This is a genomic window from Pseudomonas sp. NPDC089408, assembly GCF_044749445.1.
Taxonomy (GTDB): Bacteria; Pseudomonadota; Gammaproteobacteria; order Pseudomonadales; family Pseudomonadaceae; genus Aquipseudomonas.
In genome coordinates this window covers 322508-337069 of sequence record NZ_JBIVHY010000001.1, presented here as the reverse complement: position 1 = coordinate 337069, position 14562 = coordinate 322508, and the positions used below count along the sequence as shown (strand labels likewise).

12 protein-coding genes are annotated in these 14562 nt (G+C 63.9%); 3 read left to right on the top strand and 9 right to left on the bottom strand.

Features of this window, described 5'->3' with window-relative positions; translation table 11 throughout:
- Positions 1 to 67 precede the first annotated feature (67 nt).
- From ACIP02_RS01455 to ACIP02_RS01445, 3 genes are read right to left on the bottom strand one after another with little or no spacing between them, the layout of a single operon-like run.
- Positions 68 to 1666 (bottom strand): GMC family oxidoreductase N-terminal domain-containing protein, encoded by a 1599-nt coding sequence (locus ACIP02_RS01455; RefSeq protein ID WP_400612521.1) that lies wholly within the window; start codon positions 1664 to 1666, stop codon positions 68 to 70.
- A 20-nt stretch (positions 1667 to 1686) separates the two neighbouring features.
- On the bottom strand, positions 1687 to 2172 hold the full coding sequence (locus ACIP02_RS01450; protein ID WP_400612518.1) for a twin-arginine translocation pathway signal protein: 486 nt from the start codon (positions 2170 to 2172) through the stop codon (positions 1687 to 1689).
- A gap of 10 nt (positions 2173 to 2182) precedes the next feature.
- Positions 2183 to 3613: a coniferyl aldehyde dehydrogenase gene (locus ACIP02_RS01445; RefSeq protein ID WP_400612516.1), complete on the bottom strand. Its 1431-nt coding sequence runs from the start codon at positions 3611 to 3613 to the stop codon at positions 2183 to 2185.
- A 151-nt stretch (positions 3614 to 3764) separates the two neighbouring features.
- Here ACIP02_RS01445 and ACIP02_RS01440 point away from each other — a divergent pair, with 151 nt between their 5' ends.
- Entirely contained in the window at positions 3765 to 4430 is a 666-nt protein-coding gene (locus tag ACIP02_RS01440) for a TetR/AcrR family transcriptional regulator (protein ID WP_400612514.1), read from the top strand.
- Positions 4431 to 4465: 35 nt separating this feature from the next.
- Entirely contained in the window at positions 4466 to 5320 is an 855-nt protein-coding gene (locus ACIP02_RS01435) for a sulfurtransferase (RefSeq protein WP_400612512.1), read from the top strand.
- Between the two features lie 148 nt (positions 5321 to 5468).
- Here the strand turns inward: ACIP02_RS01435 and ACIP02_RS01430 are convergent, their stop codons facing one another.
- The 6 genes from ACIP02_RS01430 to ACIP02_RS01405 form a co-directional block, all read right to left on the bottom strand.
- Positions 5469 to 6461, bottom strand: coding sequence for a hydrolase (locus ACIP02_RS01430; RefSeq protein ID WP_400612509.1), 993 nt, complete (start codon positions 6459 to 6461; stop codon positions 5469 to 5471).
- Positions 6462 to 6521: 60 nt separating this feature from the next.
- Complete coding sequence (locus tag ACIP02_RS01425; protein WP_400612507.1) at positions 6522 to 7922, bottom strand: M16 family metallopeptidase; 1401 nt, start codon at positions 7920 to 7922, stop codon at positions 6522 to 6524.
- Positions 7919 to 9256 (bottom strand): M16 family metallopeptidase, encoded by a 1338-nt coding sequence (locus ACIP02_RS01420; RefSeq protein WP_400612504.1) that lies wholly within the window; start codon positions 9254 to 9256, stop codon positions 7919 to 7921. Before ACIP02_RS01420 ends, ACIP02_RS01425 begins: the two co-directional genes overlap by 4 nt.
- A 71-nt stretch (positions 9257 to 9327) precedes the next feature.
- Positions 9328 to 9930, bottom strand: a complete 603-nt coding sequence (gene rsmD, locus ACIP02_RS01415) for a 16S rRNA (guanine(966)-N(2))-methyltransferase RsmD (protein WP_400612501.1) — start codon at positions 9928 to 9930, stop codon at positions 9328 to 9330.
- Positions 9930 to 11420, bottom strand: a complete 1491-nt coding sequence (locus ACIP02_RS01410; RefSeq protein WP_400612499.1) for a M16 family metallopeptidase — start codon at positions 11418 to 11420, stop codon at positions 9930 to 9932. Before ACIP02_RS01410 ends, rsmD begins: the two co-directional genes overlap by 1 nt.
- A complete protein-coding gene (locus ACIP02_RS01405) occupies positions 11413 to 12768 on the bottom strand; it encodes a M16 family metallopeptidase (protein ID WP_400612496.1) in 1356 nt (451 codons plus the stop codon). Before ACIP02_RS01405 ends, ACIP02_RS01410 begins: the two co-directional genes overlap by 8 nt.
- A 231-nt stretch (positions 12769 to 12999) precedes the next feature.
- Between ACIP02_RS01405 and ftsY the strand changes: the two genes are divergently transcribed.
- Positions 13000 to 14562 carry a signal recognition particle-docking protein FtsY gene (gene ftsY / locus ACIP02_RS01400; RefSeq protein WP_400612493.1) on the top strand — a complete coding sequence of 521 codons (1563 nt, stop codon included), beginning with the start codon at positions 13000 to 13002 and terminating at the stop codon, positions 14560 to 14562.

Sequence of the window (14562 nt, the reverse complement as noted above, 5' to 3'; positions counted from 1 at the left end):
AGCGACGGCGCCCCGGCCAAGTCATGCGGCCGGCTGATGGCACTATAGACAGGGCGCGTATTCGTTGTCATGCGCTGTGTGCCAGGCGAGCGACCAGTGCTTCGCTGAGCCTGGCGCTGATGGCATACACCGACAATTGCGGGTTGGCGCCGATGCTGGTGGGGAATAGCGAACCGTCGTGAACCGACAGGTTTGCAAGCTGGTGATGGCGGCCCAGGCTGTCGCACACCGCCTGGCGCGGGTCTTCGCCCATTGCACAGCCGCCCATCACGTGGGCGCTACCCAGGCGCGTGCGAAACGGCTCCAGGGGCAGGCGGTCGATCATGCTCAGGGCTTGCGCCAGGCTGGAAGCAGCGCTGGCATCGCTGTGCACGGGGGTTACCTGGGTGGCACCGGCGGCGAACTGAATCTGCGCCATGCTGCGGTAGGCACGCCGCAGGCCGTCACGCAGGTAGTCGGTGACCTGGTAATCGAGCACCGGCGAGCCATCACCGCGCAGTTCCACGGCGCCGCCCTGGCTCTCGGGGTGAAAACCGTCGCGCAGCAGCGCCAGCATCACATGGGTATACGGCAGTTCGGCCATGCGCTGGGCATTCGCCTGGCCGTATCCGCCCAGCAAGGTGCTGGCCAGGGCCGGGTGCAGCGGCGGTACCTCAAGCTTGTAGCCCAGCTGGCCGCCAGCGCCGTCTTGCCATTGGAAGTGGTCGCTGTAGATCGACTGCGGGGCGCCGTAGTAGGGGTCGATGCGGTCTTTGAAGCGGGCAGCGCTGAAGTTGACCAGGTGCAGGAAGGTGCGTTTGCCCAGGCGGCCATGGGGGTCGGGGGCCTTGGAGCGCAACAGCAGCGCCGGGCTGTTGATGCCGCCGCCGGCCAGGACGTAGTGGCGGGCGCGCACGCTGACCTGTCGGCTGGTCGGGTAGATGCCCTGGGCGTCCAGGGCTTGGCAGGTCAGGCCCTGGATGCGCTCGCCATCGTGCGTGAAACGCTCGGCGCGGGCCAGGTACAGCAGTTCGCCGCCTTGTTCGAGGGTGGCCGGAATGCGCGTTACCAGCATCGATTGCTTGGCATTCACCGGGCAGCCCATGCCGCAGTAGCCCAGGTTCCAGCAGCCTCGCACGTTGCGCGGGATCACCGCCCAGCGATAACCCAGCTGTTCGCAGCCACGGCGCAATACGTCGTTGTTGGCATTCGGTGGCATGGCCCAAGGCGCAATGCCCAGTTCCTGCTCCATGCGTTCAAACCAGGGGCGCAGTTCAACTTCGCTCAAGCCGGCCACGCTATGGACCGTGGACCAGTGCGAGAGTGTCTGCGGCGGGGTACGAAAGCTCGAGGTCCAGTTGACCAGCGTGGTACCGCCCACGGCGCGGCCTTGCAGGATGGTAATGGCGCCATCCTTGCTCATGCGCCCCAGGCCTTCCTGGTACAGGCTGGCGTAGGCTTCGTTTTCCAGCAGGTGGAAGTCGCTGCTGGTCTTCAGCGGGCCTTCTTCGATCAGCAGCACCTTGAAACCGGCAGCGCTGAGCATCTGCGCGCTGGTGGCGCCACCGGCACCGCTGCCAATCACGGCAATGTCGGCCTCCAGCAGCAGGTCGTGCTCCAGGCGCGAAGCGTCGTGGGTGATCCAGCCGCGTTCAAGGCCTTGGCGAAACGGGTCAGGCACAGGCATTGGCAATGCTCTTGTTGTTTTCAGATTTTCGGTGGCCCGGGGTAGCCGCAGGCCGCCCAGGACTCGGGGCGTTCATACCAGGCCATTTGCAGCAGTTGCAGCAGCGAGGCGTGGCCCATGCGCAGCAGGTTCAGCGAACTGTCCTGCCAACGCTGCAGGAAGGCCGTGACCTGCGCGGGCCCGGCTTGCGCCCAGGCACCCCAGACACCGGTCAACGGGCCGCGGGTCAGCGGCAGGCTGAGTACGTCGAACAGCTGGCGGGTGAGTTTGAGCATTTCTGGCGACAGCGCCGCCAGCTTTCGATCAAGGCTGTGCAGCACCAGCGTTTCGGTGGCCTGGGTGCCGGCCAGTACCACCGGGTACAGCGCACGCAGCAGTGGCAAGTCGTCGGCACGCAGTGTCTGGAAGCCAGGCGCCGCGGTTTGCGCGCTGCAGCCAACCAGGCTGGCGCCCGCCAGAAAGGCGCTGGCGCCCACGCTGAAGCGCAACAGATCGCGGCGGTGCATGGCCCGGCCCTCAGCGGATGAACAGTTTGTAGACCAGGCGCTGCAAGGCTTTGCCATAAGGCGGGTAGATAAGCCGGGCGGCGTTGAAGCGTTGCTTGGCCAGTACCGCCTTGGCCTTGCTGAAGGTCAGGAAGCCTTCATGGCCATGGTAGTGCCCCATGCCCGAAGGCCCGATGCCGCCGAATGGCAGGTCGTCCTGAGCCACATGCAGCAAGGTGTCGTTCAGGCACACGCCGCCGGAATGGCTGAATTGCAGCACATGTTGCTGTTCGCTGCGGTCGTAGCCGAAGTAATACAGCGCCAACGGCCGTGGGCGCTGGTTGATGTAGGCCAGCGCGTCATCGAGGCTGTCGTAAGGCACCAGCGGCAGCAGCGGGCCAAAGATTTCGTCCTGCATCACCTGCATGCTGTCGTTCACCTTGGTTAGCAGGTGCGGTGGCAGGCGCCGGCCCTGGCGGGCTTCGGCGGGGTACAGATCGATCACTTGCGCGCCCTTGCTGCGGGCGTCCTCCAGCAACTGCTCCAGGCGCTTGAGTTGCCGAGGGTTGATGATGGCACTGTAGTCGGGGTTGTCGGCGATGCGTGGGTACAGGCGCCGCACGACGTTGCGGTAGGTATCGGCGAAGTCGTTCAGGCGCTCTCGCGGCACCAGCACGTAGTCGGGGGCGACGCAGGTCTGACCGGCGTTGAGCATCTTGCCGAAGGCAATGCGCTCGGCGGCGGCGTCCAGCGGCACCTTGGCCGAGACGATGGCCGGGGACTTGCCACCCAGCTCGAGGGTCACCGGGGTCAGGTTTTGCGCGGCCGTCAGCATGACCTGGCGGCCGATGCTGGTGGCGCCGGTGAATAGCAAGTGATCGAAAGGCAAGCGAGCGAAGGCCTGGCCAACCTCGACCTCACCCAACACCACGCTGACCAGGTCTTCGGGGAAGACCTGTTGCAGCAGCCCTTTCAGGGCCAGGCCACTGGCTGGTGTCGCCTCGCTGAGCTTGAGCATGACCCGGTTGCCGGCGGCCAGGGCGCAGGTCAGCGGGCCGATGGCGAGGAACAGCGGATAGTTCCACGGCACGATGATGCCGACTACCCCCAATGGCTGGTACAACACCCGCGCGCTGGCTGGCTGGAACGCCATGCCCACGGCCCGCCTGGCCGGGCGCATCCAGCGCTGCAGGTGGCGCTCGGCATGGCGGATACCTTGCACTGATGGCAATAGCTCGGCCAGCAAGGTCTCATCGGCACTGCGCCCGCCGAAGTCGGTATCGATGGCTTCTATGAGTTGCTGCTGGTTTGCCAGAAGTGCCTCGCGCAGGCTTTTCAACCACTGCCGGCGCTGGGCAGCGGGCGGCATGGGGTTGCCGGCGAAGGCTTGGCGCTGGACGGCGAACGGGGCTTCAAGGTCGGTGTCGGAATGCATAGGAGGCAAGGTGAAGGGCGAGGTCACGGCGGTCTCCCGGCGGGGCTTGAAGTCTCTAGAGCCTATACTCTAATCGGTACCATCGTGCGACTATTTTCATGCAAGGCAACGGTGCATCGGTGGCGTGAATCACCGTAAGATGAACCTTTATCGAAAGCCCGCAGACTGGGAGCTGAGCATGGCCCCGCGGATGAAGACCCGAGAGCGCATCGTGCAGAACAGCCTGGAGCTGTTCAACCAGCAGGGCGAACGCAGCGTCAGTACCAACCACATTGCCGCGCACATGGAAATCTCGCCCGGCAACCTGTATTACCACTTCCCCAACAAGCAGGCGATCATCGCGTTGTTGTTCAGCCAGTACGAAGCACTGGTGGACAGCTTCCTGCGCCCGCCGCAAGGCCGCGCCGCGACCGTGGAAGACAAGCGCTTCTACCTCAAGGCGTTGCTGGCGGCGATGTGGAACTACCGCTTCTTGCACCGCGACCTGGAGCACCTGCTGGACAGTGATGCAGAGCTTGCCGCCCGTTACCGGCGTTTTTCCGAGCGTTGCTTGCGCCAGGGCCAGGCGATCTACCGCGGTTTTGTCGAGGCTGGCATCCTGGCCATGGCACCGGCGCAGATCGAATCGCTGACCATCAATGCCTGGATCGTGCTGACCTCGTGGGTGCGTTTTCTCAGCACCACGCGTGAGCATTCCGCGCACCTGGGTGAAGAAGCCTTCAAGCGTGGCGTCTATCAGGTGCTGGTGCTGGAGCTCGGTTTTGTCACCGACAACGCCCGCCATGCCGTGGACGCCCTGTGCCAGGAATTCCATGTACCGTTCAACCAGGCCCTGGAGCAGTAGCCCAGGGTTCGAGTGCCATCGATCAGGAGATTGTCATGCCCCTTGCGCAATTGATCACCCCGCAGCAGTTGGCCGAGCGTCTGGGCTCGCCCAAGTTGGTGATCCTCGACTGCCGCTTTGCCCTCGAGGATGTGGACTATGGCCAGCGCAGCTATGCCCAGGGGCATATAGCCGGCGCGCATTTTGCCGACCTGGACCGCGACCTCAGCGGGCCGGTGAGCAAGGGCCGTACCGGGCGCCATCCATTGCCCGATGCGCAGCGGCTGGTCGAGCGCCTGCGTGAATGGGGCCTGGACAACGACAGCGAGGTGGTGCTGTACGACGACGGCCCCGGCGCCTTTGCCGCTCGAGCCTGGTGGCTGCTGGTGTGGTTGGGCAAGCGCAGCGGCGTGGCGATTCTTGACGGTGGCCTGAAGGCCTGGCACGCGGCTCACCTGCCTTTGAGCCTGGACCCGCCGGCCAAGCGCGAGGGCACCTTCGACGGTGAGCCGGACGCCAGGCTGCTGATCGATGCCGAGCACCTGGGCAAGCGCCTGGGGAGTGCTGACCTGACCCTGATCGATGCGCGAGCTTTGCCGCGTTTTCGCGGTGAAGTGGAGCCGATCGACCCGGTGGCCGGGCATATTCCCGGGGCCCAGTGCGCGGCGTTTACCGACAACCTGGGGGCTGACGGGCGCTTTTTGCCGGCTGAGCAACTCAAACAGCACTTTGCTGAAAAGCTGGCCGGGCGGGCGCCGGAGCAACTGGTGTCGTATTGCGGGTCTGGGGTGACGGCTTGCCATAACCTGTTTGCGCTGGCGCTGGGGGGGTACCCGCTGGGCAAGCTGTATGCCGGGTCGTGGAGTGAGTGGATCAACGACCCGCAGCATGGCGTGGCTACTGGCGAATAGAAACAATAGTGGTTTGGCTGAAAACCTGTGGGAGCGGGCGTGCCCGCGAGGAATCCAACGCGATGCCTGGCACCGGCTGCGCCGGTGTTCGCGGCGGTTCGACGCCTCGACGCGCCCGCTCCCACAGAGCCCCCGCTAGATCAATCAGTTATGCGCCCTCCACCAACCACTGCGGAATACGCCGCTCCAGGTAATACCCCGGGTTGCGCAGGCTGCCATCGACAAAACCCACATGGCCGCCGCGGCTGTGCAGTTCAAAGCGGGTCTGCGACGCCAGTTCGCGGGCCGTGGGCAGGCTATGGCCGGACACGAACGGGTCATCGCTGGAGTGGATGATCAGCGTCGGCGTGCGGTTCTGGCCGAGGAAGAAATGGCTCGATGAGCGGCGGTAGTAGTCGTGCACGTCGCGAAAGCCATTCAGCGGCGCGGTCACCTTGCCGTCGAACTCCCAGAATGTGCGCAGGTTTGTCAGCTGCCCCAGGCGTTCGAGTTCAGCCAGCCGTTCATGCTGGCCTTGGGCGTGGAAGTGCCGCTGCTTGAGCTGCACATATGCCAGCATTTCGCGCATGAAATGCGCCTGGTACACCTTGGAGAAGCCCTGACCGATGCGGTCGGCACAGTGGTCCAGGCGAAAAGGCACCGAGACCGCGACCGCCGCCTCCAGCTGGCTGGCGACGCCGCTTTCGCCCAGGTATTTCAGCAGCACATTGCCACCGAGTGAATAACCCACCGCATACAACGGTGCCAGCGGGCGCTGGGCGCGCAGGTGGCTGATGATTTCGGCCAGGTCTTCGCTGGCGCCGGAATGGTAGCTGCGGGGCAACAGGTTGGGTTCGCCCGAACAGCCGCGCCAGTTCGCTGCCACACTGGCCCAGCCACGGGCTTGCAGCGCTTGCTGCAAGCCTTTGACGTAAGGTGAGTGGGATGAGCCGGTCAGGCCATGCAGCACCAGCACCAACGGTGCGTGCGGCTGGTGAGGGCCGTGCCAGTCCAGGTCGATGAAATCGCCATCGGCCAGCCATAGTCGTTCACGGTTGCGCTGCAGTGACGGCAGCTTGCGCCACAACGGCCCCCACAGGGTTTGTAGATGGGGATTGGACAGGCCCATGGCCGGGCGGAAGATGGCGCTGGAAGCAGGCATGCTGAGAGACTCTTGATATGCCTGCCTAGAGTGCCATGGAAACGCGTCGAATTCCTTGGTCTATTGGTCGACCACCAAGGGCTGCGGCAAAGGTAGCTGCTCAGCGTCGGGGCCTAGGGTGACAAACACCTCTGGCGCATTTTTCAGCCACACTTGCGCGGCTTCTCGCAAGTGTGCGGGTGTCAGCGTGCCAAGCTTGTCGAGATAAGTAGCAAAATGATCTGCCGGTAACCGTTGATGGCTGCTGTCCGCCAGTGCCTTGGCCAGTCTCGCTTTATTAGAGAGCCACCGATGCATTTCGGCTGCGTGCTGGTTGAAAGCTGTGTCGCACTCAGCTTGGCTAGGGCCATGTTCGCCAAGGCACGTCAGCATAGCTGTCACCAGTGCTGCTACTGCGTCACGGTATGGCGGCTCGGTATCCCACAAGATGTACAACAGGCTGCCGGCATCGCCAGTGGCCATCACCGACCTTGTTGCATAGGTCAGGCCGCGTTTGACACGCAGCTCTTGTGTCAGGCGGGATTCATAGCCCCCTCCTAGAATGGCATTAAGCAGCGTTAGCGCGGGCAGGACTGTGTCGCTTGCAGTCACGTTCGATGGAACGGCAAGCACCGCATGAGTTGTAGGAGCAGAGCGTTGCGCGTGGTGCAGGAGTCGAGAGCACGGGGGGAAAGGCGGCGGTGATTGCGCGGCCCATTGTTGGGGCAGAGCGCGAACCAGGTTGTCGATTAGCTGCTCGGCCTCTTCACGCGTGAGGTCTCCTACCAGGCCTATGTGCAAATTGTTCGCGGAGTAGGCGCGCTGATGGAAAACCCTCAATTTTTCCTCGCTGATGGCGGCAATATTGCCCGGGGTGGATGTCGACGCGTAGGGGTGACCTGCGAAGACATGTGCCTTTGTCCTCTCAACCAGCTGAGTGACAGGGTGACGCGATTTTGCAGAGCCTGCGAAGTTCAGCCGTTCACGGATCTTTTCTACATCAGTCGCCCTGAACGCCGGGCGTGCAATCATCTGTGTAAGCAGTCGCATCACGCTTGAGCGCAAAGCAGGCAGACTGAGGCAGCGCAATGTGACGACAGCACTCTCGTTGCTGATAGCCGTACTCAGTACCGCGCCCCGGCCCTCCATCATCTGTGCAAACTTGTCCGCATCGAGCTGCTCTGTACCTTGATCGAGGCTATAAAGCACGAGGGCAGCGAGCCCTGAGTCAGGGCCATCCAGAGCGCTGCCGGCACGAAAGCGCAGCGCTAGATCGAACATCGGGCGGTCTGGGGATGCAATAAAACTGACCTTGCTACCTTCTTGAGTCTGCCATTGCTGCGCTTCAGCTTGCAGTGGCGGTACCTTGCCGAGCTCGATGTCACGGGTGGATTGCAGGTTTGCCATGGCTTCAACAGCGGTGTCGGTGGCCGGGCCAACGCACATTAGTGGCACCTGTGTAAGGCTTTGCTCGTCGTTCATACTGCTGCTCCTGGCCGAAGGTAGGTAATGGTCAGCCGTTCGCGCCCCAGATAGTCAGCCGCCATTTTCTGCAGCGTGGCGCTGTCCAGGTTGCGAACGATTCGGCTTTGCCTATCGAGCAAGGTGGGGGACACCCCAGCAGCAGCTACTGCGCCAATGCGTTCGGCCTGCAGGTCAAGGTCGTCGAAGCTGAACAACTGTCGCGCGAGCATTCGCAGCTTTGCGCGATCCAGCACCTCGTCCGGCAGGGGGGCGAGTCGAAGCTCATCGATCACCTGGTAAACCGCTTCGGCGGCTTGCTCAGGGGTACTGTTGTCAGTATTCACCCAGGCGGTGATCGTCAGTAGGGTGTCGCCACGTACCAATGGGTCGTAACTCACCCTCACACGTGAAATCAGGCGTTGCGTGCGATCCAGCTTGCCATACAGCAAGGAACTGGAGCCTTTGCCGAGTAATTCGCAGATAAGCGCCAGGGTAGGCGCCGTTGTTACATCGGGTGCTGTGGCGCAGCCGGGTACGTTGAAGGACATGCGCACGCCGTGCCGTAAGCCTGGCAGGGCCACGGTTTGTTCGCGCTGTGCAAGGCGTACATCGTGGTGAGGTACGGGTTGTTTCGCCAGTGGGGCCTTGGCTAAGCCAGCGAAGTACCGAGATACCTGCTGCCGAAGGGTCGGCAGGTCGATTGGGCCCACCACTACCAGCGTGGCGTTGTTCGGGTGATACCAGGTGTCATACCAGCCCCGTAGCGCTTCCAGTGTGATGTTGCGCAGGTCTGCGGGGAAAGCGTACCCGTCTTGAGCGTAGGGGCTGCCGCCATGGGCCAGCCTGTCATGTTGGCTGTAAGCCTGCTCTTCGACATTGCTGGCGAAGTTGAGTCGACGCTCGTCCTCGACCGCCTTCACACCCTGTTCCATTTCAGTTTGGCCAAACGTTGCGGTGCGCATTGCGTCGGCCAGGATTTCCAGGCCTACAGGCAAGCGAGAACCCGGTAGCAGCATTTCGAATGCCGTTCCATCAACGCTGCTGGTGGCATTGGTGTAACCACCAAGACGGGTTATTACCCGGTTGTATTGACCGGCCGCAAGCTTGCTGCTGCCTTCAAAGACCAGATGCTCCAGAACATGCGAGAGATTGGTGTGGCCCGCAGGTTCATAGCTGGAACCTACGTGGTACCAGAGTTGAACGGCAACCAAAGGGGTGCTGTGGTCTTCTCGCAGGTAGACCGACAAGCCGTTGTCCAACGTGAAGTGTTGCAACTGCAGGGGGGCGGCGGACGCGATGGACGCTAGCCCAGCGCTGATATCTTCGCCGTCAAGAGTTGATGCCATTGTCATTGCTGAAGTACTCCGGTTGCTGTGAACCAGAGCAGCTTCAGCGAAATGGCCAAGCGCTGAGCGCTACATTGTTAGCCCCGTTGCCAAAGCGCGTAATGCACCTGGCCGGTTTTTTTCTCTCTATGCAGGCGCCAGTTGCCCGGCAACTGCAGGGTGGATGGGGCGGCTTCGCTTTCGGTGTAGACCCACGCCTGCTCGCTCAGCCACTGGTTCTGCTCAAGCAGGTTGCAGGTGTTGGCCAGCAGGTCCTGGTGGAACGGCGGGTCGAGGAACACCACGTCGAACTGCTGCTTGGCCGGGCCTTGCAAGTAGCGCAGGGCGTCGGTTTGCAGAATTTGCCCGCGCGGGCTGCGCAGGATTTCGAGGTTGTTCTTCAGGTTGGCGATTGCTGCCGGGTTGCTGTCCAGCGCCACGGCGTCTTTGGCCCCGCGGGACAGAGCTTCGAGCACCAGGGCACCGCTGCCGGTGAAGGCGTCCAGCACGCGGGCACCTTCGATGTAGGGCGCCAGCCAGTTGAAGACGGTTTCGCGCACGCGGTCAGGCGTTGGCCGCAGGCCTTCGCCTTCGGGTACCGCCAGGCGGCGGCTGCGCCACTCGCCGGCGATGATGCGCAGGTGGCCCTGGCCCTTGCTTTGGCCCGCTTGCGGGCGGGCGGGAGGGGTGGATCTTGGCATTAGTGCTCCGGTACCCCGAGCGGCTGCTCGGAGGGCTTGTCAGTGGGTGCTGGCAGCGGTTTCTGTGGCACTTTAGGGCCAACGGTGACGATCACCAGTTTATCGGCTGACAGGTGTTTGTTCATGGCTGCCTTGACCTGCTCGACGGTAAGCGCTTGGGACTGCTGCATGAAGTCCTCCAGCCAGGTCAGCGGCAGGTTGTAAAAGCCGATGGCGCCCAACTGGCCGACGATGCTGGCGTTGCTGGCATTGGACAGCGGGAAGCTGCCGGCCAATTCGCGCTTGGCGTCGTCCAGCTCTTGCTGGGTGGGGCCGGTCTTGAGGTAGTCGGCAAGAATGCCCTGCACCAGCTTGAGCGTGCCTTCGCTGAGCTCGGCACGGGTTTGCAGGTTGATCATGAACGGGCCACGTACCTGCATCGGGCTGAACACCGAATACACGCCGTAGGTCAGGCCGCGTTTTTCACGCACCTCGCTCATAAGCCGGGTACCGAAGGCGCCACCGCCGAGGATCTGGTTACCCAGCGAGAGGGCCGGCCAGTCCGGGTCCTGGCGGTCGATGCCCAGTTCGGCCAGCATCAGGTGGGTCTGCTTGGACGGGAAGTCGATGTGGGTGAGGCCGGCCTTGGCGTCGGCGGGCTGGGCCGGTGCGGGCAGTGCCGGGCCTTTGGGCAGGCCGGCTGACACCTGGGCAGCAATGGCTTCGGCTTCGGCGCGGCTGAGGTCGCCGACCAGGGCGATCACCGCGTTGCCGCCAGTGTAGGCCTTGGCGTGGAAGGCTCGTAGCTGCGCCAGGCCGATGCCGTTGATGCTTTCGGCGGTGCCGTCGCTCGGGTGGGCGTAGGGGTGCGCGCCATAGAGGTTGGCGAACAGCGCCTTGCCGGCGATCTTGCCGGGGTTCTGCTTCTCGTATTCGAAGCCGGCCAGCATCTGATTCTTGATGCGCTTGAGGGCGTCTTCGGGGAAGCTCGGCTTGCCGGCCACCTCGGTGAACAGCTTGAGCGCCGGCTCGCGCTTGTCTTTGGCACTGAGGCTGCGCAGCGAGGCCACGGCCATGTCGCGGTAGGAACCGTTGCCAAAGTCTGCGCCCAGGCCTTCGAAGCCTTCGGCGATGGCAGTCACGTCTTTGCCGGCCACGCCCTCATTGAGCATGGCGTTGGTCAGCGCCGCCAGGCCGGGCGTGCCGCCGTCCTGGCTGCTGCCGGCGGCGAAGGTGACGCGCAGGTCGAACATCGGCAGTTCGCGGGCTTCGACGAACAGCACCCGGGCACCTTCGGCGGTGTTCCAGTGCTGGATGTTCAGCTGGCGCCGGCTGGGCGCCTTGCCATCCAGTTCGGCCAGCGACTGCAGGGTGTTGGCCGGGCGGGCTGCACTACTGTCGGCCTTGGCAGCGTCGTCGGCCATGGCCGGGGCAGCCAGCACAGCCGCCAGCGCCAGGGCGCGGATACCGGTGGCCAGCAGGGTTGGGCGTGGTGCGCGGCGATCACTCATGAGCGGACTCCTCGGGCAGTACATGGGCAACGCTCAGGCGTTCGCGGGTGAAGTAGGTGCGCGCGGCGTTCTGAATGTCCTGCGGGGTAACGCGCTTGAGCTCGTCCAGTTCGCTGTCGATCAGCTTCCAGGACAGGCCGACGGTTTCCAGCTGGCCGATGGTGGTTGCCTGGCTGCTGATGGAGTCGCGGTCGTAGACCAGGCCGGCGATGACCTGGGCGCGTACGCGTTCCAGCTCTTCGGCGCTGGGCGGGGTGGTCTTGAGTTCGTCCAGCAACTGCCACACGCCTTTTTCGACGTCGGCAAGGGTTTTCTGTTTCTGCACGTTCGGCGTGGCCGAGATCAGGAACAGGCTGTCGCCACGGGTGAAAGCGTTGTAGCTGGACGAGGCGCCGGCCACCAGCTCCTGGCCACGTTCCAGGCGGGCGGGCATGCGGGCACTGTAGCCACCGTCGAGCAGTGCCGAGATCAGGCGCAGGGCATGCACGGTGCGCGGGTCTTTGGCTGTTGGCAGGCCAGGCACGTTGAAACCGTAGATCAGGCTTGGCAGCTGGGTACGCACATGCAAGGTCAGCTGGCGCAGGCCAGGTTCGGCCAGCTCCAGCGGCAGCTTGGCCGGCGGCACGGCGCGCTTGGGGATGCTGCCGAAGTACTTCTGCGCCAGGCCCTTGACCTCGTCTGCGGTAACGTCACCAACCACCACCAGGGTAGCGTTGTTGGGCGCATACCAGGATTCGTACCAGTGGCGCAGTTCCTCGACCTTCATGCGCTCCAGGTCGGCCATCCAGCCGATGGTCGGAGTGTGGTAGCCGCTGGCCGGGTAGGCCATGGCGCGGAACAGCTCGAAGGCCTTGGAGTTGGGCTGGTCGTCGGTGCGCAGGCGGCGCTCCTCCTTGATGACCTCGATTTCCTTGCTGAATTCGTCGGCCGGCAGGCGCAGGCTGGCCAGGCGGTCGGCTTCCAGCTCCAGGGCCACCGGCAGGCGGTCGCGGGCCAGCACTTGGTAATAGGCGGTGTAGTCGTCGCTGGTGAAGGCGTTCTCTTCGGCGCCCAGGTCACGCAGCACGCGCGAGGCCTCGCCGGGGCCGAGCTTGGCGCTGCCCTTGAACATCATGTGTTCGAGCGCGTGCGACAAACCGGTCTGGCCCGGGGTTTCGTAGCTGGAGCCGACCTTGTACCAGATCTGCGAGACCACCACGGGGGCGCGGTGGTCCTCGCGTACGACCACTTTCAGGCCGTTGTCGAGGATGAATTCGTGGGTGGGTTGCACATCGGCGGCGAATGCCGCGAGCGGCAGGCAGAGCGTGCCAAGCAACAGGCCAGCGGCGCGGCGGGCTAGAGCATTCATACGGTGTTTAACCTGTTCGGCGGCCCGCTGGGTTTAGCGTCGACGGGCCAGGAGGTGCTAGGATACTGATCCGGTTGCCTGGCGACCATGCCTGTCGCCGTTCTGGCCTGCAGGACACTAAGACAAAACGTTGCGCATGAACCAGCCGGCTTCAAGATAGTCTGTTCTGCGTAGAGAGAATTCCCGATGCGCCAAAGCTGGCCCATCGCTACCCTGAGATAGCCGTCTTCCATGTTTGGTTCCAACGACGACAAGAAAGCGCCGGCCGAGGCTGGTGAAAAGAAAGGCCTGTTCAGCTGGTTTCGCAAGAAGCCGCAGCAACCCGTGGAAGCTGTCGAGCCCGCGAAAGAAGCCCCCGCTGTCGAGCAGCCTGTAGCCGCTCCGGTCGAGGCCCCTGTTGCTGAAACACTGCAGGCCCCAGAGCCGGTTCCGGTGCCTGCGGTCTCACCGCTGAGCGAGCCACAGCAGGCCGCCGAGCCAGTCCAGCCGCCGCTAGCGCCGGTGGTTGAAGCACCGGTTGCAGAGCCGGTTGCCTCCCAGCCGATGCACGCCCCTGAGCCCGAGCCGGTTGCTTCCCAGCCGCTGGTGGCCCCCGCGCCGCAGCCGGTCGCCTCCGTGCCAGTACAGGCTGCACCGGTCGAGGTGGCCCGCGTTGAGCCAGCCCCGGTTGTGGCGCCAACCGCACCGGTGAGCAACCTGGTGCTGCCGGTTGCCGAAGAACCGGTTGCCCTGGTGCCGGACCTGCAGCCGAAAGCGCCGCCAGCCATTCCGGAGCGCCCGGCACCAGAAGTCGTGGCCCCGGTGGCAGTGGTTGCTGCACCTGTCGAAGTGGCGCCAGAACCCACCCCTGCGCCTGCCGAGCAGGCCAAACCCGGCTTCTTCGCCCGCCTCAAGCAGGGCTTGTCCAAGACCAGCGCCAGCATTGGCGAGGGCATGGCCAGCCTGTTCATGGGCAAGAAGGTCATCGATGATGACCTGCTCGACGAAATCGAAACCCGCCTGCTGACCGCCGACGTCGGCGTCGAAGCCACTTCGGCCATCGTCCAGAACCTGACCCAGAAGGTTGCCCGCAAACAACTGGCCGATGCCGACGCGCTGTACAAGTCGCTGCAGGAAGAACTGGCCGCGCTGCTGCGCCCGGTCGAGCAGCCGCTGAAGATCGAGTCGCAGAACAAGCCTTACGTGATCCTGGTTGTGGGTGTGAACGGTGCCGGCAAGACCACCACTATCGGCAAAATGGCCAAGAAGCTGCAGCTTGAAGGCAAGAAAGTCATGCTGGCCGCCGGCGACACCTTCCGCGCCGCCGCCGTGGAGCAATTGCAGGTGTGGGGCGAGCGTAACCATATCCCGGTGATTGCCCAGCACACCGGCGCCGACTCCGCCTCGGTCATTTTCGACGCCGTGCAGGCCGCCAAGGCCCGCGGCGTGGATGTGCTGATCGCCGACACCGCCGGCCGCCTGCACACCAAAGACAACCTGATGGAAGAGCTGAAGAAGGTTCGCCGGGTCATCGGCAAGCTCGATGCCGAGGCGCCGCACGAGGTGCTGCTGGTGCTCGATGCAGGCACCGGGCAGAACGCCATCAGCCAGGCCAAGTACTTCAACCAGAGCGTCGAACTGACCGGCCTGGCCCTGACCAAGCTGGACGGCACCGCCAAGGGTGGGGTGATCTTTGCCCTGGCCAAGCAGTTCAAGCTGCCGATCCGCTATATCGGCGTGGGCGAAACCATCGACGACCTGCGCACCTTCGAAGCCGAGCCGTTCGTCAAGGCTCTGTTCGCCGAGCGAGACTGA